Source organism: Paenibacillus sp. RC73, assembly GCF_044908085.1.
In the GTDB taxonomy this organism is placed as follows: Bacteria; Bacillota; Bacilli; order Paenibacillales; family Paenibacillaceae; genus Paenibacillus; species Paenibacillus terrae_A.
The window spans coordinates 296,957-321,166 of record NZ_JBIYCV010000004.1; the positions used below are offsets into that span (position 1 = coordinate 296,957).

A 24,210-nucleotide genomic window follows, 5' to 3' on the forward strand; every position below is an offset into this window, starting at 1 on the left:
ATGAGTAAAGGATATATAATAAATACGTATTCGTTTCAACCTAAAACTCCCATTCGCTGGAGACAAAGGCAAGTGTATTACCCTCGATCCTGCTGACTTTCTGTATGGAAAGGAAGAGTGAGGTTAAAGCAGGCTAAAAGGTTTGTATTCCCCACACTCTCATTTGCCAGAGATCAGGGAGAGAGCACCGAAAGGACTCTGGGAAAGATTTGTTATTTCTTATAAACGCATATTACGTATTTCAAAGCCGATTTTTGTATGAGTTTCTCATGCGGAAATCGGCTTTTTTGGTTTTATTAAAAAAGGAGGGGATGTACGATGTGTATACAAAATATATCGTGTATGGTATCATGAAGACAGTCATTGAGTTTTATACCGAGCGTGATGGTACGAAACCTGTGCTGATCTTTCTAAATAATCTGAAGGTGAAAAGCCAGACGAGCTATGAGGTCAAGCAGCTTTACAAAATGGTGCTGCGCGGCCTACTCTTTTTGCAGCAAGTCGGCGTCCAACATGCTTTGGAGCATATTTCGACTCTTGAGCGTGAAAATGGTGTGCCTTACTCCATTCAGCTAGTGAAGGAGTTGAAAGGTTACAGCCCCTTGCTGGAATTTCGGATTAATTGGAGATTTGCGGATGGGGCAGCTCCGGGAGCGACTCGAATTCTGTTTGTGAATGTGGAGCATGAATCGGCATCCTATTTGGTGTTAATACGGGCTATCGTCAAGTCTAAAACGAAAGACCCCGTATTTGAACAGCAAAGAGATGAGGCTTTTCGGCTTTTGCCTTCTTTATTCCAAAACCCGGGACAGTATATTACGCTGTCTGGAGAGGAGAAATGATATGTCGAAGCAGCCGGGACAAGATTTTGAAGAGTTTATGAAGGAAGCTCGCCAAGACCCTGAAATTACAGCTTATTTGGATAGCTTTTCTGTCGCTGTTGCAGATGCTGTTTTAGCACGGAGATTGGCTTTGGGTTGGTCACAGCGTAAGTTAGCTGAGCAAGCTGGTACCACACAAGCGCGCATTTCTCAAATTGAAGCAGGGTTTGAGGGAATTAAGATGGAGACGCTCAATAAAGTTTTTAAAGCGTTGGGCTTAAAGCAGCTCACTTCTTTATTTACAGAAGAAGCTGTGGCGAGCGCTTGAAGTAGTTGAGTTCGATGAGTGATACATTAAAATAGAATTTTGTTATTTCAAAGCCGATTTTTGCATGGATATTCCATGTAGAGATCGGCTTTTTGTATTTAATTAAAAATTGAGAGGATGAATCGCTATGTTCAAAATCTTTAAAAGACCAGAAAAAACAGTTCAAGAGGAAGTCACCTCGTTTCTCCAGCAAGAGAAGGAACGTCGGAAAAAGGCTGAGGCCTTCTTGCATATGATGCTGGATGTCTTCCCTTATGTCATGGAAGAAGTTTGGGGCTTGTCAGACAACAAAATTGCCGTTGGTGATACTGTCCTATTTAGAGTAGGCACAAAAGTGTTTTATGTGCTGTAAAATAAAAGCACTAATCTGGATGTACTGACATTGCGAGGTCAGGCATTTTGGCAAAGCGTGCAGGAAATTATGAACTTTGCTCATGATCTGCTGGAAGACATCCAGCAGCGTGAAGCTGGTCGGAACCAACTGCTTTTCAGTATGGAGCAGTTGACACAGCGCATGAAGGAGAGTTCCGTAGGCGTTCAAAAGACATTTGCTCGCATGGAGCCTCAATTTCTAAGAGCTTCTGAGAACTAACTGAATGAGTAATCCAAAGTAGAGAATCCGAACAAGTGCAATCTTGCTTGTTCGGATTTTTTTGACCTTATCAAAGGGAGGGATGAAGCATGGCTTTCAAAAGTTGGATGATCTCCAGTTGTCAGGTTCCCTATAGTATTGATCGTGCATTTGCGGCTTACATGCTTGGGGGAATGACTCGCTCGGAATACTGTCAGCGAGTGAGCTATTTGCTTGGGAAATAAAAAAAAATTTGTGAGGGGGACGAGTCTGATGGATTCAATTTTAAAAGATGTTTCTGCTGTTGGTGAGCGGTCACAGGCAGATATTATCGGTCACTTAACCTGGGGTGGACTTGCAGAAATGCTTATTACACCAGATGACCTCAACAAAAGCTTATTGATTCAGGATTGGGCGAAGGATGGACGCCCAAGGAAATTCGGCTGCCGGATGCTTTTCGTAGAGCAACATCAGCTAAATTCCGCAGGCAAGTAGCAGATGGTATATATGAAAACTACCTGTTTCGTGAGGTAGCATCGGATAAGTTCAGTGTACAGCGTAATCTGGTCTGTGAAACCGTGGATACAAGGGGCAAACGCTTGGATTACGAGGGAACTGCTGGAACCGTGGTATTGGATAAAAAGCTGGTTCAGGTGAATGTAAGTCATACCACAGCCATGGCAGAGCAACTCGTTCAAAATGCGGTCATTCGCTTTGATGTGTATAAGAACAATTACGGTAGTAACACGCTGCGAACTGTCATGATGAATATTTTGAAAAGTATGTTACCTACGCCTGTTCGGGTTGCTGGAGGCGTGTATTTCATTCCTCAAAAGTTTGAAGATCAATTAAACGCATATACCACGTTCGTCAGGTCTTTGGAAAAAGGGGAGGCTGAAATCATTCCTCTTATCAATACCAAAGACATGAAGGGCATGGTTACTCGCAAGCTGTCCGAGCACCTTCAGGACACTTTGGAGGCGTGTGAGGCCGGAGTAGTCAACCAGCTCAAAAAGGGCGAATTAAAGGCCATCCTTGAAGATGCCAAGCGCGTAGTGGAGGATTATAAACACTATGAATCCATTGTAACGGGTGATCTGCGAGATATGGAGAGCAAATGCCAATTGATTCGTTTCAAGGTGGCTGCTGCGCTCAAGAATATGGCTGAGTAAAAATCAAAACGTTATTTCAATAACAGAAAGGAAAGCGTCGCACTCTATACGAGTGCGTGGATTGAAATATAACATACAAACACAGAGCTGATGACTTCCGTAATAGGAAGCGTTGGCTCTTTTTTATTACATGAAAAGTGGAGGGATTTTCGTGAAAATTATGGACATTCAAAAAGAGTTGGCAGTTCAGTTTGCAGAACGTGAAGAAGTCATTGAGGGCTTGATGGTGGCGATGATTGCTCGTCAACATGCTTTGTTAATCGGCCCCCCTGGAACAGGAAAGAGCGCCCTTGTTAGTGATTTGACTAAGCGTATTACGGGGGCAAATTACTTCCAATGGCTGCTGACACGGTTTAGCACTCCTGAAGAGTTATTCGGCCCCGTTTCCCTCAAGGAACTGGAGCAAGGGGTATACAAGCGCAATACGAATGGTAAATTGCCGGAAGCTCATACATCATTCCTAGATGAGATTTTCAAGGCTAACAGTGCCATTTTGAATGCACTTCTGACGCTCATCAATGAACGGATATTCTATAATGATGGTGCGCCAGCACAAGTTCCACTCATGTCACTTATTGGAAGCTCAAATGAGTACCCAGAGGAGGGAGAGGGCCTTGAGGCACTGTTTGACCGTTTTCTACTGCGTTATGAAGTCAATTATATCGGAGAAGACCAGACATTCATTTCCATGCTAAAAGGCTCTACATCCAATCCAGTGAATATGACTATTGAGGAGCTGTATCAACTGCAATTTTTTAGCGACACCGTGACCGTCCCAGATGAAGTATATGATGTACTGAGTAAAATACGTAGAGAATTGCGTGACCAGGGAATACAGCCTTCAGATCGTCGTTTTAAGCAGGCTCTTTCAGTAATCCGGGCGAAAGCTGTATTGCATGGTAGAAATCAGGCTATCGTAGAAGACTTGATGATTCTGAAAAATAGCCTTTGGGAGAAGCCGGAGCAGCAAGATAAAGTAGCGAAAATTGTTCGAAATCATGCTCAGGATGCAGTGAAAACACGTCTGGAAGAGATTAGTGTGGAAGTGGCTGAGATTTTGGACAACCTCAATAAGTCCAACGATGCTACAGACGCTGCGCTCGAAGCCACGAAGAAAATCAAATCGCTGATATCTGATCTGAAAAAGATGAAACAGGCTTATCCAAATCGTTCTGAGATTGAGCAAATCATTGCTTCAACTCAGCAATCACTTAATGACATCGCCTCTCAAGTTTTGGGAGTGTAGTCTATGAGTGAGTCAATGAAATCCGTTTTAAATACAGACTCATATGACCGTAGACGCTTTAGTCAGTTACTGGAAATGTCCGACAAGCTCAAAGAGATTGAAAAATTGGGGAATAAATATTTCCCCTCTTTTCAGCCTTTGATGGGCGATCTCTGGGCGGGCTTATTTAAAATGAAGCCTGAATTGCTGGAGGAAGTTCCTGCGGAACTGGAGATGAATCGTCAGCTTATGGAGAAATTGATGGCAGATGACGGATATTCAGATTTTCGTGAATTCACTCGCCTGGATGACTTTGCAGCCGCACTTGGGACAACGAAATATAGCGAGACAGTTCTTTGCTGGGTAAAGGAACAGGCAGATCAGAATCAAGAGATGGCAGATGCTTTGCAACAACTTATGAATGGAGAACAAGGCGCATCTCAGCAAGCAGCAGAGGCGTTGTCCGCAGCCCTGAGTCAGAATGGTAAAACCTTATCTCGTATGCTCTCTCAAGCTGCACAGGAAGCTATGGAAGCCAAAGAGAACGTACAATCTCTTTTGGGTGGAATGCAGGCTGGAAGTGGTGACAGTGAGTTGAAAAAGGTTCCATTGAAAGATCAATTGCTTCTGGCTGAAAAACTAAGCCGTGATAAAAAGCTACGGGAGATTGCAGCATGGGCCGGGCGTATGAAGGTGATTGCCAATCGTAAACAACGTTCTAAACATAAAGATTCGACCAGTCGCAACGGCATTCGTCTTGGGAAGGACATTGAACAATTGCTGCCAATGGAGCTTGGAAGTTACGCCAGCCCGATAAGCAAAATGGATTTCTTACGTCGATATGCGGAAGGTCAAACGCTTCAGTATGATACGAAAGGGCATGAGCAGCTTGGGAAAGGGCCGATTATTCTATGCCTTGATCAGTCAGGAAGCATGAGAAATCAGGACACCATCTCTAAAGGATTTGCTCTTGCACTGATGAGCATTGCGCGGAAACAGCGAAGAGATTTTGCCTGGATTCCATTCTCCACATATGCTTCTGATCCCATAATTTATGAACGAGGGAAAATGGGTGTTCAGGATATGATTCAACTTGCAACGGTCTTTTTGAATGGAGGCACAAGATTTACATCACCATTGGAGAAAGCAGCCGATGTGATAAAGCAAAGTCGGTTCAACCAAGCAGACATAATCTTTGTGACAGACGGTGAATCTCGTGTCAATGACGAATTTTTGAATACATGGAGTGAGTTAAGGGAGAAGAAAGGTTTTTCGGTACTATCCCTGCTACTTGGCACGGAGTCGATCCAGGGAGTAAGGGGATTTTCAAACCGAATTGTTAAAGCCTCTTCATTTAAAGATGAATCTGTTTATCAAGCTTTTGAAGTATGACCAGAAACAGGACAGAATCTAGCTGTCCTGTTTCTTTACTTTAGGGAGGATTATTATGAAAAGATCAAGTATTCAGCGAACAACAAAAAGCCTTTTAAATATGAGAGAGCGTATCCGTTTTGACCTGCCGTTTCAGCGCAACAGTGTTTGGAAAAATGATCGTCGCTCGTATCTTGTAGACTCGGTCATTCGGGATCGCTACATCCCAAACATTCTCGTTTGGGACAATGGGGACGGGTATATCTGGGTCATTGATGGAAGGCAGCGCTGGGAGTCCATCTTTTTCTTTGCCGATGGCAATTATAAGTTGAGCAAGGGGACTGCGGATTTCAATGGCGAGTCAATTGCCGGCAAGCGGTATGATGAATTATCTTCCGAGGCACAATTTGAGTTCCTTACGTACAACTTCACGATGACGGAATTTCGGGAATGCAGCTTTGAAGAAGTGGAGGAGATGTTTTACCGGGTGAATCAATCCGTACCTTTGACTTCCACGGAGAAGACGAGAGTCAAGGTGAGTCCTGCTGTCCGTGAAACGGTGCAGGAGTTGGGGCAACATTTATTCTTTGAGAAGATCGCCTTTACCAAAGCTGATCGCAATCGGTATGTGGATGAGCAGCTAATCTGGCAGTTCATTGCTTCAGCTTCTAAACAAGATATTGATTTTAGGGGAGCGAGCTTGAATCAGTTTATCTCAAATCTGGACGAGGTTCCAGCCCCGGTTTCGGAGTTGGTAGAGCATAAGATTGACTTCATGGACGCAGCATTTCGTAATTGGGATCAGGCTAAACGAAAGGTATTAAAGAAGGTTCATGTTGGCAGCCTCTTTCAAGTGGTGGACTATGCGCTTGAGCATGGATGGTCGGAGGATCAGTTTGAAGCTTGGACTGAGTCTTTCCTAATTGACAGATATTCCGTCGATAGCCCATACGGTCAGCTTTGTCAGAAGGGAGCGACCAGTAAAGGATTCGTCGCTAAGCGATTGGCCTTGATGTTGAAAGATATGAATCAGTTTCCGTTGCAGTTGGAATTGCCACACTCGCCTATGGATCACGATGCTTGATCGAGCTGGTGTGTTCAAGCAAGGCGATGTTGCAACGACGGACTGGAAACGTAAATTGTCCAGATGGAAGTTGTGGGCGCTGTTGGCCACATTGGTAACGAGCTTGCTTACTGCACTTGGAGCCAGTAACGACACGGTTATTCAAGTGACTGGTGTTATCGGTGCATTTGGCGTAGTGATTGCGTACATTCTGGCTGAGGCATATGTGGATGGGAAGTCAACTGATTCAACAACCCCGGACGATCCAGAATAATAAAGGCTTTTGGAGCTAGAATATCTGCTGGTTAATGTGTATAAGGCAAGAGATTAGGCCCATTATTAATAGGTATTCCTATAAGACTTCCTGAAATCATCTCAAGTTCATGCTAAAATCATCCCGAAAACCCACTATAAGAATACTAATCTCAATTATGATTGTAGTATGACAAGTCCATTTTTAGTGGACTTGTCATTTTTTAAGTCCTGGAAAATAAACTTTTAGTGGAGGCGATAAAATTTGAATAAATTAGAAAAATTAATTGTACCCTACTCAGTCCCAAATGTTGTTCTTGTGCATAAAAGAACTGGAAAGAAAAAGATTCTTTATGCAGTTAGCTCAAATGGAGATACAGTACTTATTGGTCCAATTGAAAAAGGCACTAATGAAGAATGGATAAATCGGTGTATGAGCATACCTAAGAGGGAATTGATTGAAAGTTATGATTTAGGATAAAGAGAGTGGGATTTTGTGGTATAATCCTCTTGAATAAGGGGAGGGGACACTATGAAGGTTGATTCAGTATCTATTCAGAATATAGGTGGTATAAAAAACCTTGAAATTTCATTTAATAATAAATTAAATATGATTTGTGGCATGAATGGTGTGGGAAAGAGTACGATTCTCGAATGTATAGTTCATGCATTTAGTATGTCAAATTCCGGAAAAATAAAACGTAATGCAAGAGCTGATATAGGAGAATGGATAGTAAAGATTGATGGTATTGAGAGTTCTTTCAACACTAGCTCATTCTTCCCTTCCGATTCAAACAAGAGCTACAGCCCAACTTTTTTTGAGAAAGTACTGAAAGTAATTTATATAAAAGATCAAAGACCATTTGAATATCAAAAAATTGATGGAATACGTGCTGATGAAGAAAGAAATGTAAATAATTATAACCAGTTGTTGTTCAAGGGATGAGTCCATATTCAATTAAAACGTGGTTCAGTAATAGAGTTCTTTTTGAGCCTCAGGGCAACCTCTCTGAAGCAGAATTATTTAATTTGTCTTTAGCCAAGAAGTGCTTTTCATTACTGGATTCCAGTGTTACCTATTCACATATTGACCATTCGACACTGGATACAATGGTAGATACGTCAAGAGGTAAAGTTTTTTTCGAATATTTATCTTCAGGATTCAAATCTACCCTATTCATTCTATTAGGTTTAATTAAAGAAATTGAGTTTAATATGAACCCAAAAGTTAAAATTTCAGATTTTGATGGTGTTATTCTAATAGATGAAGCTGATGCCCATTTGCATCCTTATTGGCAGGGACCTTTTGTTGATGCACTTAGAAATACGTTTACAAATGCGCAAATTATTCTTACAACGCATAGCCCACACATGATTCAGGAGGCAAATACTGAAGAACTTATTGCTCTTGGCATTGATGAAGAAGGTGAGGTACTTGAACTGGATCTGTTTAAATCTGAACATGGATTTAAAGGCTGGACAGTCGAAGAAATATTGGAAGATGTTATGGGTTTGAAGGAAGCAAGATCAAATAAATATTTGGAAATTAAAAATAAATTTGAACATGCTCTAGACAATGAAGATATTAAACAAGCAAGGGAATTATTCGACGTTATAAATCAAATGTTACATCCAAGAAGTCCAATGAGGAAGGTATATGAACTCCAATTGGGTTCCTTAGGGTGAATTATGATAAAAATTACAAGAACTTTTCCTCCACATCAAATGACTAAAGAAAAAGTAAAAGAACTAACCGAAGAATATTTGAAAACTAAAAAAAATGTTTGGAATCAAGGTTATATTAAAAAAGCATTATTAGCAATGAGTCATGATAAGTGTATTTTTTGTGAGTGCAAACTGGGAGAAGAAAGCAAATATATTGAGGTAGAGCATTTTCATCCCAAGTCCTTATACCCATATGAAGTTGTAGATTGGCTCAATCTTCTACCAATATGTAAACGATGTAACGGTTTAAAGAGAGATCACGATACGAAACTAGAACCAATCTTAAATCCTACAATTGATGAACCACGCCAGCATTTATTCATCAAAAATTATCGTTTTTTCAGCAAGGACGAAATAGGAAAAAGAACTATTCGGATTTTACAGCTAAATGATTCTGAACGTGTTTTATTGCCCAGATTCAAAATAGGTAATCAAGTGTCTGAAACCTTGGATTTACTGATGAAATGGATTGATAAGACCAATGGAACTCAAGCAATTGATGACCAGAATGAATTGATATGTAAGGTGCATAACCTATTAAATTCTTGCCAATCAGAATCAGAGTATAGTGCTACATGCTCTTACGCTTTGTTTAGTGATGAAAATTACTATGATATCAAAAAACATATGATCTATAAGGGAATCTGGGATAGTGATTTAGAAGCACTAGAAAAAAAATGTTTAGAACACTGCTTGATTAGTGAAGCTTTATTAAAGCAGTGTAGTGTTTAAATATTTTCACCAACACTGATAACAACACATATGGAAGCACAGTTGTGCAATCCAAAAGCATCGTTGGCACTCTGCTGGCTAAGCTGGCGGGGTGTTTTAATTTGATTCAGGAGCTGATGAATCTAATGTCCGGAAAAAATAATTTCGTTTTATATGAAGAGGATAACAGTAGCGGAGTAGATGGCACGATTAACAATTCAGATTTAGGAGCTTCACTAAGTGTAATTAATGATCAGGATACGTTGGACATTTGGAATGGCTATGTGGAAAATTTGAAGTTTTTGTTAGAGGAGCTTTTACCGCACGTGGAAACAATAACTATTGATAAGGAAGATGGACCATTTTATAGAGGGAGAGTTGAAGGAGACAAGGGGCCTTATATCAAAGCGAGGGATTTAAAAGCTCCGCCTACTCTTCTCTCCAAAGTAGGGCGTATAAACCCAATTGGATTATCATTCTTATATGTTGCGGATACTATTGATACAGCATTACAAGAACTCCATCAAGAAGTAGGAAAAGTTGTAAGTATAGCTAAATGTGTTCCTAATAGAGACTTAAAACTACTCAATTTGACTCATGACATTAAGGAAGACAAAAAAACTAATAGTTTTCGAAGAATAATCAATGAAAGATTTTCAACACCTATAAATTATGAAAATCCAGTACTTGAGTATCTACCAACACAAGTTATTGCGATATATGTGAAAGATGTTATGGAATATGATGGGATTAAGTACCAAAGCTCAATTAATAAGGATGGTTATAACATTGTCCTCTTCGATGACGATGATATGAATTTTTCTTATTATAATAGCTATAAAATATAATAGTAGGAGACCAAGATCAGTAATACCCGCCTCTGCTGGATCAAGCCCGTGAGGTGCTTTTTATGTTTAGGGGGGATGTAATTTGAAGAACATGAAAGATTTAATAGTAACCGTAATATTGGCCGTCGCCATCGGGATGGTTGTCTACAATGGAATGCACACTCCGCAGAGTCACAAAGCTCCTGCACCTCCAAAGCAAACGCAAACAGCCACGACGGGCAAGACTGTTCAATTGGAGTTTCCGACACCCAAGTATCCGGAAACATTAAAGAGGCTATAGCAGCCGAAAAGTCACCAGTATGCACTATCGACCGTGACGGAGTTGATCATAATCGCGACCTGTCCTCAAAGGGTGTTCCAACTACTAAAAAAGGCAAAGACCGCGATGAATGGCCTATGGCACTGTGTGCGGAAGGCGGCGAGGATGTGGACATAAAGTACATATCACCAAAGGATAATCGTGGAGCTGGAAGCTGGGTTGGTCATAAGTTGGAAGAGTATGAAGATGGAACGAAAGTGGAATTTATAGTGAAATGATGTAGAGGTATATGCTATATTAGATGTAACAGTAACACACCAGTATATTGAAATTTTTAGTTCTACTTTTACGACTGTATAACCATAACAAAAGATGTAAAAAGCTCTGCTAACCTTAATTGGTCGGCAGAGCTTTTTACTATTTTATGGACCAATGAGGAGAGACTTCATCAGAATAACGGATGATGTTCTTCTTTATATTATTTTTTTTCTCCAAACAAGCTATAGAACAACAAGGAGCCAGATAACATAAATATTAGGCTAAGACCTGAAAATAAATAATTATCCACCAAGCAATAAATTATAACAAAAAGTGAAGGAAGGAAAGCAAAGAAAAAAATATCACTTTTAAATACTAATTTCGGACCTCTAACAAAAATTAATGATAAGTATATTCCTAGTAGAAAGTATAGAATCCATTGATATGTTAAATATGGTTGGTACTTTAAATTAATAGACATTTGTTCTTGAAAAAAATACTCTAAATTTTTAATTAATTTCACAAAAATAACAAAACCAAGAGTCCATACAATTTTAAACATTGTTTTCATTTATTTTCCTCCAATGTATTGCTATTTGTATATTTTTACTGTATAAATAATATCATAACATACACTAGGAGGAAAATTAATGAAAAAAAGCTAATTATCATGTCGATTATAACAGCTCTATTATCACTTCCATCTTTTGCTTTTGCAGATTCAAATGGTGCAAGTGCAGAAAAAACAGCTACATATCAAGTTAACCAAGCTACAAATGTGGATGAAATCATTAACCGTGCTGAAAGAGGAATCACCGATTTGGATATAGGAGATACTGTTACAGAATCTACTTACACTATCGCTGGACAAGATTTTAATGTTAAGACTTACAAAACTGCTAAGTTGGTTGGTAATGAAGTAAACAGATCGTTCAGTACTCTCAACACCAAGCAAAGTAATGAAGCTAATATTTATGCTGTTTCTGCGGCAGCAGTCTATACCAGTTCAAATTATGAATCAAAATCAGATGATAGTTACTCAGTGACTACTTATTCTACTATCTATATTTTAAAAGAAAATATAGATGAAGGAGTCTATGCCAGCCTAACACGCGTAACTGGAGGATGGAAAATTAATGACTATACTACTCCGGTTTCAATTGGATTTAAAAGATATCGAATGGCGCAAAATGGAGTTAACAGAAATGGCTCAACATTTGATCAAAATGTTCAAGCCATAGCTATAACAAATGCTGGACCAAATACATTTGATCAAAATGTAAACTATGGATGGAAACCAGTAGCTTTAGGTCAGAGGGATTTTCTCAAAGCTTTAGTTGGGGTAACAACAGAAGCAGACATAACCGTTCATGGAAAATCTTCGAAGTTGATTTTAAGTAACACTTACAACTACTAAGATATTTACTTTCCCTGTTGGCGAATTGCTAGCAGGGTTTTTTTACGTCCTTTATCAAGTTGAAAATATGTTTACTATTTAATACTTTTCGTATATATTAATATCTGGAAATTATTTTTCATAATTCCCTTATTGCCTTCATTTAAAGGAGCAGTTCAGAACTGGCGGTTCCTTTTTTGCATCTTGAATATCAAATGCGAACTAATGTCACACTCTGTATGTAGTACGTAGATTGAAGTAGGGAATACAGTATTATTGCCACTGTGTATACCTTGATATACAATTGTAGGAAAGCTGCCGGTAAGGTGGGTTAGTGTGAGGACAGAAATGGTTATTTGAATCACAAAAAATCACAAGAAAAATCACAATTCCGGCGAATGTGGGCGGATATAGACGAATAAAATTTTCTGGATAGTACTCCAAACAAGCTATACAATAGAAGATAAGGTTGACGACGTTCCTTGGCGAGAATCAATCAAAGATGGGCGGAATGATGTAATAAACCCAAAAACCCTTGCTGTAACAAGGGTTTAGGCGATTGATATGTTCATTTGTTAACAATTTGTTAACTCTGATCAGATTTTTTTGAGGCTCTCATTAGTTCGCTGAACTTTTGAGCAGCCTCTTTTCTTTTTGGCTTAGTTATATGAAGGTATATTCTGCGCGTTATCTCGTCGTTCGCATGTCCTAGCCGCTGCATGATTTGTTCGAGAGTGGCTTCAGCTTCAGCTAATAGTGACGTATGGGTGTGGCGAAGTGAGTGCGGGGTGAGATCAGGATTAAGTCCGGCTAGTTTTAAAAGTCTCTTCATCCTGAGTTCAACCATTTTTATAACTTGAGGATACCCAGCAAATTTGCCGACTCTCGCGAATATAAAACCCTGATCGTGATATGAAGTGCACCCCTTAGAATAGACATTGGAATAAACCCCTGGTTTATCCGATGAATTTCTAGGGGGTGCATTTTTATGCCAGCGAAAAAAGGACAGAAGTTTAAAGAGTATACGTTTGAAACCAAAGTAGAGGCCATACGGCTTCATATCGAAGAAGGTTGGACATATCGTAAACTTATGGAGAAGTTCGGGATTGCAGATCGACATCGGTTGAAAGAATGGATGCGGAAGTACAAGGAACTCGGTGAATTCGGACTTATGGACCAGCGAGGACGACGGAAGGAATATATGGACCAGGACAGGTACGTCCAAAAGTTAAAACGGGAAAACGATATGCTAAAAAAGTGTTTGGAAATCTGGATGCAGGAGATGAGGCGCACAAGTATGACGGGGTCTACGGCTACCGTCAAATCCAACTATTTTTGCAGCACGATCATGGAGTCTGGATGAACCATAAAAAGGTACTCCGGCTCATGCAGGTCTTGGGAATCCGCTCACAAATTCGTCGGAAGCATCGCTGCAACTATGCTTCTTCTACGGAAGGTCGTGTGGCGAAAATCTGCTAAAACAGGATTTCAAGGCGGACAAACCAAATCAAAAATGGGTCACAGATATCACGCAATATCGTGTGGGTGATTGCTGGCTATATCTATCTGCGATTAAAGACTTGTTCAATAACGAAATTATCGCGTACCAGTTGAGCCATAGAAATGATAACGAACGGGTTTTACAGACGTTTCGACAAGCCTGGAAACAGCAAAAAGACGTGACTGGCCTCATCGTTCACAGCGACCAGGGATTCCAGTACACGTCCTATGCGTACCATGACATGCTGCCAAAGGTTGGTGCCCGAATCAGCATGTCTCGCCGAGGCAATTGTTATGATAATGCCTCGATGGAGAGCTTCTTCTCGCATCTCAAAACGGAAGGGCTCTACCCATATGATATCCGAAATATGGATGAGGCACAGGGGCTTTTTTCAGTGTCTATAAAATGGGGTCTTGACCACATACGTCAAAGGGTTTTTTTTTTTACGAATTGCCGCTTAGCCCTGTCAATTTCTTCAAGGACACATACTGTATACAGTATCTAAAAAAAAGGAGGAGTTCATGTGAGTGAATGTGGACATGAGCATAAAGCCAAACATTTTTGTCCTTTCACATCGACGGGTGCAATTTTGGTGCTCTTTATCCTGTTGGTCATAATTACTAAAGCGTGCTGGATTTAATTTCGTGAAAAGAATTGTTGGATAATACTACTTCACTTGACTTGACTCATTTTTTAAGGATGGTAAAAAGTAGAGCCCAATGAACGCATTTGGCAATAGCCTATGCGTTCATTGGGTTTTGTCGGCGGGGGAATATTTCATGATGGATTTCTCAAACCATTCATCGAATGAACTAATTTCGCCTGATGCAGTTAAGATTAACGGATCTTTACTTGTTTCGTAAGCAATTTGAATTTAGAGTAGATGTGAAAAAGGACTCCGCTGGTTTATAACCAGTAAGGAGTCCTTTTGGTTTATTCCTGATCACTTCTCGTAAAAACTTTTCCAATCAAGATGTATATGATTAATGCAATAATCACAGCCAGACCATAGTCGATAATAAACTTAATGAGGTTTTCTAATGTGAAAAATCCAGTTCCTGTGTTGTATTGAAAAAATTCTAACCTTCCGTATGTTAGATTCCCGATAATGTTGCCGATGAGCAGCGCGATGATAAATCTCCAAATGTTTTTCACCAAATACCTCCTGAAAAAATAATTAATCAAAATAGAACTTGTCATAAAATCAACTATAGTTTACCATAAATAGAGTAACTATTACATCAATGGTAAATGCATATAAAAAACAATGAGGAGTTGAAGTGATGAAAAAAGTATGGATAACCTCACTAATGGCCGCAACTTTACTATCAGGTGTGATTGCGGTACCAGCCTCAATGTACGCATTGCCTTCTACAGACTCTAGTAGTGTTTCTAGTAGTGCTAAGGATTCTCTTAGTGAATCTGAATTACAAGATATCGAAGGTATCGCCGAATATTTCAATTTGTCTGAGCAGGAAAAAAATGATTTTATTAAAGCCATCCAAAATAAAGAAGACCGTGGAGAGTATCAAACACAAGGGAAATTGAGCTGGGCAGTAAAAGCTTTAAAAGCAGGATATGAAAAGCTTCCGGCCTCAGTGAAAGCTTTCATTGGAGTAGAGGGATTCTTACAGATTCTTGGTGTTGTTGATAACTTTACTGGAGCTATTGAAGATGCAATATATGCAGGTGCTTTGCAAGTTACCGGAAATGAAACTGCTGCTTGGTGGGTTACTAAGGCTCTAATGTTGCTTTTATAGGTTATTCAACAATAAGATGAATGGTGTAGATTTTCCTTAAACTAAAAGCTCTGCTAACCTAATTGGTCGGCAGAGTTTTTTTATTTTTGACCGGAGTGTGTGGCCCATAAACCAAAAAAAGACCTCTCAATAGATGATATATATGGTATGATATGGATTATGATACAAAATGAGACGGTTGCAGCAGAGCCGTAACGGAGTAATTCAGCCTTAGTTCAAAAATGACTTTTACTTTGTCTTGCTTTGTGATTTTTCCTTGCTTTGAACTAAGGCATTCAACTTTTTTAAGTAGGTATTCTCCATGCGCAAACGTTCTATTTCCGCTTGTAACGCCTCGATAAAGCCTTCAACTGGAGTTGGTTTCTTGGATTCTTCTTTCATGGATGGACGCCCCTTTTTCTTTGATTTGAGGGCATCTACACCTTCTGTCTCTAGTTGATTCTTCCAACGTAGTACCAGAGAATGTGTTGGTATATTGAAGATCGCAGCTGCTTCGCGGATAGATGTCCCATGTTCGTTTATATAATGAAGCACCTTTAGTTTATCTTCCACGGAATAAGTTGTATAGCCATTTTCAAAACCCTGTTCTCCATGATGTTCATACTGTCGAATCCATGTTAGGAGTATACTATGCGATACTCCTATACTCCTCGCTATGCTTTTCTGTCCTTCCTTCCCTTCAAGATACCTTTTTACCGCTTGTATTTTTTCTTGTGTGGTCACTTTAGCCATTACAAAAAATGCACCTCCAATGTTAGATGGTGTCTAACAATTGGGGTGCAGTTCAAAGGAGGTAGTCTTTTTTATGTCATTGAAATTTGCTTATCAGGATTTTTTTGATGACAGACGGTTCAAAAATACTACGCAGAAGAACATTGAAACTATCAAACCATGTTTGGTGAGTTTGTGGAGTTTATTTTTGATTGGTGGGCATTTTGCGATGGAAATTAAAGGATTGGTAAAGGTCATGATCTCTCGCCCTCATGCATTGACTAAATGACAAGCAATATGTATGATGAGTTAGGCAACATAAAAGCAACTAAAACAACAAGAAGACTATATTTATACAAACAGAACGAAGTGAAAAACATGCGAGGTATCGTACAATTTGAATGTGAATGAGGGATATGCTTGGGAGAGGGTATGATCGGAAAGTCTGGGTTTACTCGGGAGATGAAGGGATTAGTTATTCCTTCTGTGCTACAAATGCTTGTTGCTAATTCATTTTCTCTAGTGAATATGCTAATGGTGACCAGCTTGGGAGATGGGGCAGTTGCTATCACCGCTGCAGTAGGCAGAATCAGCTTCATTTTATCGATGATCCTTACAGCAGTCTATGGGATGACTGCTTATATGACCCAGTACCACGGAAAACAGCAGCATACGCTTATGCGAGCAACATTCGGTTTTATGCTGTTGACGGGAATCTGCATCAGTCTTCTGGCGTTTGTTGTTGTGTGGATCTGGAAGGAGCCGATTCTTTCTCTATTTATTAAGGACATTGAAATACTGCAGCTTGGTATTCAATACCTCACGATTATGGTTTTTGTTTTTCTGATCAGTGCGATTAGAGATGCTTATGCTCAGGCGCTGGGATCTATAGGGAAGGTTAGGGTAACTTTATATGTCGGTCTATGTGCGATGGCGATTAATATTACACTCGACTATGGGCTGATTTACGGGAAGTTGGGTTTACCCAATCTGGGTGTTGCAGGAGCGGCATGGGGAACGTTGATAACTTCAGGTACGAGTCTTCTGTTTTTGTTTGTTTTCATTTATAGCAAATCGTATTATTTAAATATTCGATTCCAAGAGCTATTCAGTTTACCTCTGATACTGCGCAAGCAGGTGGTGAAAACGATAACCCCACTAGTGTTTCACGAAGGCATGTGGTCGATCGGAAATATGCTGTATACCGTAGCTTTTGGATCATTAAGCATCGCGGCATTGACTACATTCCAGCTTGCGAATACGCTACAAGGATATTTTATGATGGGGATTCACGGATTTGCCTACGCGGCAAAAGTGATGATCGGACAAAAGCTGGGACAGGACAAGCAGGAGCAGGCGCTGGATTATGCTCGCAGATTTACTCGGATTTCGGTCATTACGGGTATAATCGTTAGTGTTGTCATGATGATGGTTTCGCCGTTTGTGTCCTTTATTTTTCCTTACTTAAGTGGGGAGGTTCACGCTTCTTTAGGAAATATCCTTCTGCTGCAGGCTGTGGCAATGACCGCATTTTTCTTGAATAATGTATGGATTGTCGGTATGTTTAGAGCAGGTGGAGATAATTTGTTTACGATGAGCATGATTTTAATTACAACATGGGCCATTGCATTACCGGCAGTATTTGTTGGGGCATATGTGCTCCGTCTGCCGCTGGAATGGGTGTATGCATTATTTTTGTGTGAAGAGATGAGCAAGGCCTTCATAGGGTATAAACGTTATCGCTCCCAGAAATGGATGCGGAATTTGGTTAAGAATGTCCCTGAGACGCCTTCCTCGGCGTTATCTTTATAATGTCCAAGTGAGTGTCTAAATGCGTGGGAATAGTAGCGAGGAAGAATAGGAGGATTTGCAATGTCTCTTGCGGGTGAAGAAAGAAAGCTAAGTATTATGAACATGCTAAACGAGCATGGGAAGGTCATTGCGGGCGACCTAGCACGCATGTTCGAGGTTACAACAGAAACGATTCGTAGAGATTTGGATGAGCTGGAGAAGGAGAATAAGCTCAAGAAGGTGTATGGCGGTGCGATCAAGCTGAAGGTAGAGGTAGAGCCAGCATTGTTTGAAAGAGCCTGTATTAACCAAGAGGCGAAGGAGAAAATTGGATATCTTGCTTTTACACTAATTGATGATCATGACGTTATCTTTATAGATGAAGGCACGACACCGCTTCAGATTATCCCGTATCTATCTCAGAAGCAGCAGGTTACCGTTCTAACGAGCTCGATCTCTGCCATGATGTCCTTGATCGAGCTTCAGAAACGAGAGCAATTCGATGGCCGAATTATTATGCTTGGCGGCGAAGTGAGCGTGAAGCATCTCCGTGTATCAGGTGCTATTGCAGAAGCAAATATGTCGGATTTTTTTGTGAATAAGGCATTTGTAACTGTAGATGCCTTATCGATGGAGCACGGATTTACAAGCTATGACTATGAGAAAGCTACGTTGACTCGTAAATGGATCCAGCAGTCGGAAACTTCCATCGTTTTGGCGGATTCATCGAAATGGAACAAGCGGTCTATGGTTAAGATATGCGACTTCGAGAATGTCGATGTGGTTATTTCAGAACTGGAGCCTCCATCAGAATGGAAGACGCAGCTGGAAGACTCCAATACAAAATGGATGATGCCGAGTGAATCATATACGTGAGGCTTGATTCAGGCGTAAAGCTAGTAGAGAAGGAATTTCTTCTCTACTAGCTTTTTTTGTGTTGTTTGTTGTTGTGTTAAATTTGTAATCTCTATGTTAAATATTTGGGATCGCATTGTATTGATTTTTTTTTAGCAGTAGAATAATAAAAACAACATAAATAAAAATAAAAGCAATTAAAAACACTTTTTATTTATGTTCATAATTTTGCGCTTCAGCAGGTTCCTAGTCAATATGATGATGATAAAAACAGGAGTGGTGACGATGAGAGACGCAGTGTATTTAGACAAAAGCAAAAGGAAGTACAAAGGAAATTTGCACTTACACACGACATGGTCAGATGGATCGCAAGAGGCGCTGGATGTTGTCGTTGCGTTCAAGGATAAGGGCTACGACTTTATCAGTATAACGGATCATGATGTATTCGTTCGTACGGCTGAATATGATACGGATTCTTTCATCGTGCTGCCAGGCATGGAAAGAGGAGGTTTGAATCACGTGCCGGATAAAGACTCTGGCTACCACTTTGGAGTGCTGGGTGATCCGACAATAGAGTCGGAGAAGGAACAATTTCATCATTTGCAATCGTTTGAGATTCCCATTCCTTGGGAGGGATCACAATCTCCGCAGAAGCTCATTGATGAAATGAAGGCTCATGGAAATCTCGTCATTTTCAATCACCCGGAATGGCATTTGACACGTTTCGAGGATATGGTTCAGTACGATGGATTTTTTGCGATTGAAATATACAATCATGCCACGGAATGGACGCCAAGTTCGTCTTATGGGGCGGCCTACTGGGATCATGCGCTTCAAAATGGCAAGCGTGTGTTTGGGATCGCTGCTGATGACTCGCACAATCATGACGCAAACAGCAAAATTGCTGAGTATGGGGGCGGCTGGGTTTCTGTCGAGGCGGAGGAGCTTTCGCAGCAAGGGATTATAGATGCACTAAAGAAGGGACAGTTTTATTCCAGTTCTGGACCTGAGATCCTGGATTATCGTGTGGAGGATGGGTTCGTCAACGTCGAGTGTTCGCCCTGCCAATATATTATGTTTAAAGCATTTCCACAACGCGGGCCGTTCCTCGTGCAATACGAGACAGGTGAGCTGATGACCTCTGGAAGCATGATGATTCAGAAGGACATGCAATATATTCGGGTCGAATGTGTGGACGAGAAGGGCAGAGTAGCATGGTCTAATCCGATCTTTGTGGGAGATTTGGCGGAGGAGGAACAACAATGAGAGATGCTGTTCTTTTGGATGCTGTCTGTCAAAAGTATAAAGGAAACATTCATGCACACTCTTTTCGCAGTGATGGCGAGTATACCGTAGAGCAAATGATAGAAGCCTATCGCTCTAAGGGCTATGATTTTATGTGCTTGAGTGACCATGAGATCTATTTTCATAGCGATGCGTATGACACGGAAACGTTTATTATGCTGGACGGCTATGAAATGGCTTGCGAGATGGAACGTAATACGACCGGTCAGCAGTATCATCTGCATGGACTTTTCGATCGCTCATTGTTGGCAGAGAAGCCTTTTCAGCATGATGAGGAACATGCAAAGCCGGATTATGAGAGCTTGGATACCATTCAGCAATTGATTGATGAAATGAGGAGCAAAGGAAATCTTGTCATTATGAATCATCCCGAATGGTCTAAAAATCGGGAAGAGGATTTGCATAAACTTGAGGGCTATGCAGCGATCGAAATCTATAATCACCAATCCGAAATCCAAGAGGCGGTAGGTTATGGTGTATCCTACTGGGACTATGTTCTCAAGCGAGGCAAGCAGGTAAACGCAATCGCCGCAGACGATGCTCACGGGGGGCCGACTGATATGGTGGTATCCGAATTTTATGGAGGTTGGATAGCTGTAGAGACCGATCAATTAGAGCAACAGGCGATTATCGAGGCCATAAAAGCAGGTCATTATTATAGCTCCAATGGTCCCATGATCCATGATCTTCGCATTGAGAACGACAGGTTTAAAGTCAAATGCTCTCCTGTACGAAGCATTCGTTTTATTACTTTCCCCGACAATGGCTTGGCTGAAATGGATCCGACGGGCCAATGCATCACCGAAGCCGAATATATCATTCAAAATAATGAGCAATATGTACGAGTGGAATGTGTAGATACATCGGGCAGAGTAGCGTGGAGCAATCCGATCTATCCCAAGTCTGAGTTGCAATGATTGGAGGAGCTATGAGTAACCCATATTTATTATTAACGCCGGGTCCCTTATCGACAACGTCAACGGTCAAAGAGGCGATGCTAAAGGATTGGTGCACTTGGGATCATGAGTATAAGGCGATTGTCGAGCAGATTCGTCTGCAACTATTAGAGGTTGGCCGCACATCTAACGAGCACTATGCCGCTCTGTTCATGCAGGGCAGTGGCACCTTCGGTATTGAAGCGACGCTTGGATCTGTCATCCCGAGTGAAGGCAAGCTGTTAATTTTGCAAAATGGCGCGTATGGGAAGCGCATCGAGGAAATCGCAAAGGTGCTCAAAATTCCCCATCTATCTCTTGTATTTGAAGCTAATACGCAGGTAGATCCGCAAACAGTGGAGAGGAAACTGGTTGAGGATGAAGCTATTACACATGTGGCCATGGTCCATTGTGAGACGACAACAGGCATTCTGAATCCGCTTGAAGCGGTGATGGGCGTAATTAAGCGAAATAATCGAATTGCAGTCATCGATGCAATGAGCAGCTTTGGTGGCATTCCGATTGAAGTAGAGGAGTTGCAAATCGACTTTATAATAAGCAGTTCAAATAAATGCATCCAGGGTGTTCCAGGCTTTAGCTTTATTCTATGTAAAAGGGATGAGCTCATAAAATGCAAAGGAAAAGCGCGGTCGTTATCGCTTGATTTGTATGACCAGTGGGAGACGATGGAGAAGGATGCTGGCAAATGGCGCTTTACTTCGCCAACGCATGTCGTGCACGCGTTTGCGCAGGCGCTAAAGGAGCTAGATGAAGAGGGCGGCGTGGAAGCCCGTCATGCGCGATATCGGACCAACCAGCAAATCGTCGTGGAAGGGTTGACTCAAGCTGGCTTTACGGCCTACTTGCCAAGGGAGCTACAGTCTCCCATTATTACAACCTTCTTGTATCCAACACATATTCCTTTTGCATTTGAACATTTTTATAACTTCTTGAAGTCGGCTGGTTTTGTCATTTACCCTGGCAAATTAACAGATGCTAATGTATTTCGAATCGGGAATATAGGGGATGTGCATGCCAAGGATATGGAGCGATTAAGTGAGCAAATATTACGTTATGTTGGAGTGACCAAATATGAAAATTGAAGGCATTATTTTAGATTGGGCAGGGACGACAGTTGATTATGGCTGCTTTGCACCAGTGCAGGTGTTTATGGATATTTTCAAGGAAATGGGCATCCCATTAACGATGGAAGAGGTTCGTGCTCCAATGGGGCAACTGAAGCGGGATCATATTCGATCGTTGCTGCAAATGCCAAGAATAGAAGCTTCTTTTCAGGTGAAATTTGCCCGTAGTTATACGGAGGCGGATATTGATGAGCTGCATGATCGATTTGAACCTAGACTGCTGTCTATTCTCCCGCAATATGGAAGGCCAAATCCACATGTTGTAGAGACCATACAGCTGTTGAAGCAGCAAGGCTTAAAAATTGGAGCAACGACAGGCTATACTTCCACCATGCTTTCCATTGTGGAAAAGGCTGCCAAGGAATATGGCTACGAACCTGATCATTGGGTAACTCCTGATCTGGTTATGGATAAAGGCAGACCTTATCCGTATATGATCTATGAAAATATGAAGCAGCTTGGTCTAGGTCATCATGCACAAGTGGTTAAGGTCGGAGATACGATTTCTGATATTCAAGAGGCAAATAGTGCAGGCGTGTGGGCGATTGGTATCGTGAAAGGCAGCTCTATGCTTGGTCTTACGGAAGCTGAGGTAGAGCATTTGTCTCCAGAGGAAGAACGTCACAACATCGCTGCTGTGAGCAAGAATTATATGGAAGCGGGAGCGCATGCCGTTATTAAGGACATGTCCCAGTTGCCTGCGATGATTGAGCAAATCAATGAACGTTTGATGAATAAGGAGCTGCCTTATGCCAATCCGCATCAATAGTCGTATAGAAGGAGATATCAATGGAACGGATGAACGTCAAGCTTGGCAAGATGAGCATCTAAGTGAAGAGACGCTTGCTGTCTTGGACCAGGATAGCAAGCTCTTTCTTCATCAGTCGATGTCCACGCCATGTTTAAATGCCATTGTAAGTGCAGAGGGAATATACATTGAGGATGTGGATGGACGCAGAGTAATGGACTTTCATGGAAATAGCGTTCATCAGGTGGGTTACAAAAATGAGCATGTAATGAATGCCATCATTAAACAGATGCAGCAGCTGCCATTTCTGCCCCGCCGATATACGAGCCAGGTTGCGATTGATCTGGCACAGAAGCTGACCGAGCTTGCACCGGGAGATTTGAACAAGGTGCTATTTGCACCCGGAGGTACAAGTGCTATTGGAATAGCACTAAAGCTTGCACGCAGAGCAACCGGTAAGCACAAAACCATTTCGACGTGGGATTCCTTTCATGGCGCAAGCCTGGATGCAATATCGGTTGGTGGCGAAGCTGTATTCAGGAGTGGGATTGGACCGTTGATGACTGGAACAGAGCATATGATGCCTTATAACAGCTATCGTTCAATCTTTGGTGAAGGAGAAACGGCTGCTGCCAAAAATCTGGACTACCTATCCTATATGTTGGAACGAGAAGTTGATGTGTGCGCTGTCATTCTTGAGCCTATTCGAAGCACGGATGTACAGATTCCTAGCGTTGCCTATATGCAACGACTTCGTCAAATCTGCGACGATTATGGCGTGTTGCTCATATTGGATGAAATACCGACGGCATTAGGTCGTACAGGCAAAATGTTCGTTCACGAGCATTATGATATTGTTCCAGATATCGTCGTCATTGGTAAAGGTTTTGGAGGCGGGATTTTTCCGATGGCGGGCATCGTTGCGAGAGAGCATTTGGATATTGCGGGCGATATTTCACTCGGACATTATACCCATGAGAAAAGCGCTGTAGGCTGTGCGGCAGCTTTGGCTACCATTGAATACATCGAAAAGGAAAACCTGCTTGACCATGCGCAAAGTATGGAGCAATGGCTGCTTTTTCATCTTGGGGAGTTGCAGAAGAAGTATGCCGTAATAGGTGATGTTCGGGTTAAAGGCATGCTTGCGGCAATAGAACTCGTATCTGATCGCGAGACAAAAGAGAAGGAAGTGACAGGCGCTGAGAAAGTTCTCTATGAATGCTTGTCCCGAGGACTAAGCTTCAAGGTATCCAGCGGAAATGTCATTACGCTTGTCCCCCCACTAATTACCAGTATTACACAAATGGAGGAAGCTATTTTGATTTTGGATCAATCGCTGGAGCAAGTGTTCACAAAATGAAAGCAGATTAATAACTCGTGAAAACAACATGAATACAATTGAAAATAAAATAAAACAAATAATTGATGTGTAATTGACACTGTTTTTACAATTCTCCGT

31 protein-coding genes and 3 pseudogenes are annotated in these 24,210 nt (G+C 41.2%); 30 read left to right on the forward strand and 4 right to left on the reverse strand.

All coding sequences use genetic code 11. The features are described 5' to 3' along the window. Nucleotides 1–320: 320 nt before the first annotated feature. From ABH897_RS11345 to ABH897_RS11425, 17 genes and pseudogenes are all read left to right on the forward strand, one after another. A complete protein-coding gene (locus ABH897_RS11345; RefSeq protein ID WP_404591958.1) occupies nucleotides 321–842 on the forward strand; it encodes a hypothetical protein in 522 nt (173 codons plus the stop codon). Between the two features lies 1 nt (nucleotide 843). Beyond that, nucleotides 844–1,149 (forward strand): helix-turn-helix domain-containing protein, encoded by a 306-nt coding sequence (locus ABH897_RS11350; protein WP_404591960.1) that lies wholly within the window; start codon nucleotides 844–846, stop codon nucleotides 1,147–1,149. 127 nt (nucleotides 1,150–1,276) lie between these two features. Beyond that, nucleotides 1,277–1,501, forward strand: a complete 225-nt coding sequence (locus ABH897_RS11355) for a hypothetical protein (RefSeq protein WP_404591962.1) — start codon at nucleotides 1,277–1,279, stop codon at nucleotides 1,499–1,501. A gap of 30 nt (nucleotides 1,502–1,531) precedes the next feature. Further along, the gene (locus ABH897_RS11360; protein WP_404591964.1) at nucleotides 1,532–1,741 is read left to right on the forward strand and encodes a hypothetical protein; all 210 of its coding nucleotides are present in this window, start codon (nucleotides 1,532–1,534) and stop codon (nucleotides 1,739–1,741) included. Between the two features lie 89 nt (nucleotides 1,742–1,830). After that, nucleotides 1,831–1,965: a hypothetical protein gene (locus ABH897_RS11365; RefSeq protein ID WP_404591966.1), complete on the forward strand. Its 135-nt coding sequence runs from the start codon at nucleotides 1,831–1,833 to the stop codon at nucleotides 1,963–1,965. 28 nt (nucleotides 1,966–1,993) lie between these two features. Next, nucleotides 1,994–2,215, forward strand: a complete 222-nt coding sequence (locus tag ABH897_RS11370; RefSeq protein ID WP_404591968.1) for a hypothetical protein — start codon at nucleotides 1,994–1,996, stop codon at nucleotides 2,213–2,215. Further along, the gene (locus tag ABH897_RS11375) at nucleotides 2,131–2,892 is read left to right on the forward strand and encodes a DUF6744 family protein (RefSeq protein WP_404591970.1); all 762 of its coding nucleotides are present in this window, start codon (nucleotides 2,131–2,133) and stop codon (nucleotides 2,890–2,892) included. Before ABH897_RS11370 ends, ABH897_RS11375 begins: the two co-directional genes overlap by 85 nt. Before the next feature lie 160 nt (nucleotides 2,893–3,052). Further along, nucleotides 3,053–4,138 carry an AAA family ATPase gene (locus ABH897_RS11380; protein WP_404592145.1) on the forward strand — a complete coding sequence of 362 codons (1,086 nt, stop codon included), beginning with the start codon at nucleotides 3,053–3,055 and terminating at the stop codon, nucleotides 4,136–4,138. 3 nt (nucleotides 4,139–4,141) lie between these two features. Then, on the forward strand, nucleotides 4,142–5,509 hold the full coding sequence (locus ABH897_RS11385; protein ID WP_404591972.1) for a VWA domain-containing protein: 1,368 nt from the start codon (nucleotides 4,142–4,144) through the stop codon (nucleotides 5,507–5,509). Between the two features lie 55 nt (nucleotides 5,510–5,564). After that, the gene (locus ABH897_RS11390; protein WP_404591974.1) at nucleotides 5,565–6,572 is read left to right on the forward strand and encodes a DUF262 domain-containing protein; all 1,008 of its coding nucleotides are present in this window, start codon (nucleotides 5,565–5,567) and stop codon (nucleotides 6,570–6,572) included. Continuing rightward, the gene (locus ABH897_RS11395; protein WP_404591976.1) at nucleotides 6,565–6,825 is read left to right on the forward strand and encodes a hypothetical protein; all 261 of its coding nucleotides are present in this window, start codon (nucleotides 6,565–6,567) and stop codon (nucleotides 6,823–6,825) included. The genes ABH897_RS11390 and ABH897_RS11395 overlap by 8 nt, the downstream gene beginning before the upstream one ends. Nucleotides 6,826–7,068: 243 nt before the next feature. After that, nucleotides 7,069–7,284 carry a hypothetical protein gene (locus ABH897_RS11400; RefSeq protein WP_404591978.1) on the forward strand — a complete coding sequence of 72 codons (216 nt, stop codon included), beginning with the start codon at nucleotides 7,069–7,071 and terminating at the stop codon, nucleotides 7,282–7,284. A gap of 51 nt (nucleotides 7,285–7,335) precedes the next feature. Beyond that, a complete protein-coding gene (locus ABH897_RS11405; protein ID WP_404591980.1) occupies nucleotides 7,336–7,749 on the forward strand; it encodes an ATP-binding protein in 414 nt (137 codons plus the stop codon). Beyond that, the gene (locus ABH897_RS11410) at nucleotides 7,746–8,489 is read left to right on the forward strand and encodes an AAA family ATPase (RefSeq protein ID WP_404591982.1); all 744 of its coding nucleotides are present in this window, start codon (nucleotides 7,746–7,748) and stop codon (nucleotides 8,487–8,489) included. The genes ABH897_RS11405 and ABH897_RS11410 overlap by 4 nt, the downstream gene beginning before the upstream one ends. Nucleotides 8,490–8,528: 39 nt before the next feature. Beyond that, entirely contained in the window at nucleotides 8,529–9,260 is a 732-nt protein-coding gene (locus ABH897_RS11415; protein WP_404591984.1) for an HNH endonuclease family protein, read from the forward strand. A gap of 125 nt (nucleotides 9,261–9,385) precedes the next feature. Further along, nucleotides 9,386–10,087, forward strand: a complete 702-nt coding sequence (locus ABH897_RS11420) for an RES family NAD+ phosphorylase (RefSeq protein ID WP_404591986.1) — start codon at nucleotides 9,386–9,388, stop codon at nucleotides 10,085–10,087. A 154-nt stretch (nucleotides 10,088–10,241) separates the two neighbouring features. Further along, nucleotides 10,242–10,624: pseudogene (locus ABH897_RS11425) on the forward strand (NucA/NucB deoxyribonuclease domain-containing protein). A 200-nt stretch (nucleotides 10,625–10,824) separates the two neighbouring features. Here ABH897_RS11425 and ABH897_RS11430 read toward each other — a convergent pair. Next, on the reverse strand, nucleotides 10,825–11,175 hold the full coding sequence (locus ABH897_RS11430; RefSeq protein WP_404591988.1) for a hypothetical protein: 351 nt from the start codon (nucleotides 11,173–11,175) through the stop codon (nucleotides 10,825–10,827). A 99-nt stretch (nucleotides 11,176–11,274) separates the two neighbouring features. Here ABH897_RS11430 and ABH897_RS11435 point away from each other — a divergent pair, with 99 nt between their 5' ends. Continuing rightward, entirely contained in the window at nucleotides 11,275–12,021 is a 747-nt protein-coding gene (locus ABH897_RS11435) for a hypothetical protein (protein WP_404591990.1), read from the forward strand. Between the two features lie 565 nt (nucleotides 12,022–12,586). Here the strand turns inward: ABH897_RS11435 and ABH897_RS11440 are convergent. Then, nucleotides 12,587–12,919: pseudogene (locus ABH897_RS11440) on the reverse strand (tyrosine-type recombinase/integrase); the annotation flags it as partial. Between the two features lie 69 nt (nucleotides 12,920–12,988). Between ABH897_RS11440 and ABH897_RS11445 the strand changes: the two are divergent. From ABH897_RS11445 to ABH897_RS11455, 3 genes are read left to right on the forward strand one after another with little or no spacing between them, the layout of a single operon-like run. After that, nucleotides 12,989–13,363 (forward strand): helix-turn-helix domain-containing protein, encoded by a 375-nt coding sequence (locus ABH897_RS11445; protein ID WP_044647877.1) that lies wholly within the window; start codon nucleotides 12,989–12,991, stop codon nucleotides 13,361–13,363. Beyond that, complete coding sequence (locus tag ABH897_RS11450; protein WP_161797189.1) at nucleotides 13,258–13,479, forward strand: IS3 family transposase; 222 nt, start codon at nucleotides 13,258–13,260, stop codon at nucleotides 13,477–13,479. The genes ABH897_RS11445 and ABH897_RS11450 overlap by 106 nt, the downstream gene beginning before the upstream one ends. Before the next feature lie 47 nt (nucleotides 13,480–13,526). Continuing rightward, nucleotides 13,527–14,006, forward strand: a complete 480-nt coding sequence (locus ABH897_RS11455; protein ID WP_404592147.1) for a DDE-type integrase/transposase/recombinase — start codon at nucleotides 13,527–13,529, stop codon at nucleotides 14,004–14,006. A gap of 428 nt (nucleotides 14,007–14,434) precedes the next feature. Here ABH897_RS11455 and ABH897_RS11460 read toward each other — a convergent pair whose 3' ends face one another. Beyond that, nucleotides 14,435–14,656 (reverse strand): hypothetical protein, encoded by a 222-nt coding sequence (locus tag ABH897_RS11460; RefSeq protein WP_044647876.1) that lies wholly within the window; start codon nucleotides 14,654–14,656, stop codon nucleotides 14,435–14,437. Between the two features lie 128 nt (nucleotides 14,657–14,784). Here ABH897_RS11460 and ABH897_RS11465 point away from each other — a divergent pair, with 128 nt between their 5' ends. After that, a complete protein-coding gene (locus ABH897_RS11465; RefSeq protein ID WP_044647875.1) occupies nucleotides 14,785–15,261 on the forward strand; it encodes a hypothetical protein in 477 nt (158 codons plus the stop codon). A 178-nt stretch (nucleotides 15,262–15,439) separates the two neighbouring features. On the opposite strand, the pseudogene ABH897_RS11470 reads toward ABH897_RS11465, so the two are convergent. Beyond that, nucleotides 15,440–15,993, reverse strand: a pseudogene (locus ABH897_RS11470) (transposase); the annotation flags it as partial. A gap of 73 nt (nucleotides 15,994–16,066) precedes the next feature. Here ABH897_RS11470 and ABH897_RS11475 point away from each other — a divergent pair. From ABH897_RS11475 to ABH897_RS11510, 8 genes are all read left to right on the forward strand, one after another. Beyond that, complete coding sequence (locus ABH897_RS11475) at nucleotides 16,067–16,261, forward strand: hypothetical protein (protein WP_283655012.1); 195 nt, start codon at nucleotides 16,067–16,069, stop codon at nucleotides 16,259–16,261. Nucleotides 16,262–16,404: 143 nt separating this feature from the next. Then, the gene (locus ABH897_RS11480; RefSeq protein WP_404591993.1) at nucleotides 16,405–17,784 is read left to right on the forward strand and encodes an MATE family efflux transporter; all 1,380 of its coding nucleotides are present in this window, start codon (nucleotides 16,405–16,407) and stop codon (nucleotides 17,782–17,784) included. Between the two features lie 60 nt (nucleotides 17,785–17,844). Beyond that, nucleotides 17,845–18,639 carry a DeoR/GlpR family DNA-binding transcription regulator gene (locus ABH897_RS11485; RefSeq protein ID WP_283655014.1) on the forward strand — a complete coding sequence of 265 codons (795 nt, stop codon included), beginning with the start codon at nucleotides 17,845–17,847 and terminating at the stop codon, nucleotides 18,637–18,639. A gap of 264 nt (nucleotides 18,640–18,903) precedes the next feature. Next, nucleotides 18,904–19,884 (forward strand): CehA/McbA family metallohydrolase, encoded by a 981-nt coding sequence (locus tag ABH897_RS11490; protein ID WP_404591995.1) that lies wholly within the window; start codon nucleotides 18,904–18,906, stop codon nucleotides 19,882–19,884. Next, nucleotides 19,881–20,840 carry a CehA/McbA family metallohydrolase gene (locus tag ABH897_RS11495; RefSeq protein WP_404591997.1) on the forward strand — a complete coding sequence of 320 codons (960 nt, stop codon included), beginning with the start codon at nucleotides 19,881–19,883 and terminating at the stop codon, nucleotides 20,838–20,840. Before ABH897_RS11490 ends, ABH897_RS11495 begins: the two co-directional genes overlap by 4 nt. Nucleotides 20,841–20,851: 11 nt before the next feature. Continuing rightward, a complete protein-coding gene (gene phnW, locus ABH897_RS11500) occupies nucleotides 20,852–21,961 on the forward strand; it encodes a 2-aminoethylphosphonate--pyruvate transaminase (protein ID WP_404520249.1) in 1,110 nt (369 codons plus the stop codon). Continuing rightward, nucleotides 21,951–22,772: a phosphonoacetaldehyde hydrolase gene (phnX, locus tag ABH897_RS11505; protein WP_404591999.1), complete on the forward strand. Its 822-nt coding sequence runs from the start codon at nucleotides 21,951–21,953 to the stop codon at nucleotides 22,770–22,772. Before phnW ends, phnX begins: the two co-directional genes overlap by 11 nt. Further along, nucleotides 22,753–24,111 carry an aspartate aminotransferase family protein gene (locus tag ABH897_RS11510; protein WP_404520247.1) on the forward strand — a complete coding sequence of 453 codons (1,359 nt, stop codon included), beginning with the start codon at nucleotides 22,753–22,755 and terminating at the stop codon, nucleotides 24,109–24,111. Before phnX ends, ABH897_RS11510 begins: the two co-directional genes overlap by 20 nt. Nucleotides 24,112–24,210 lie beyond the last annotated feature (99 nt).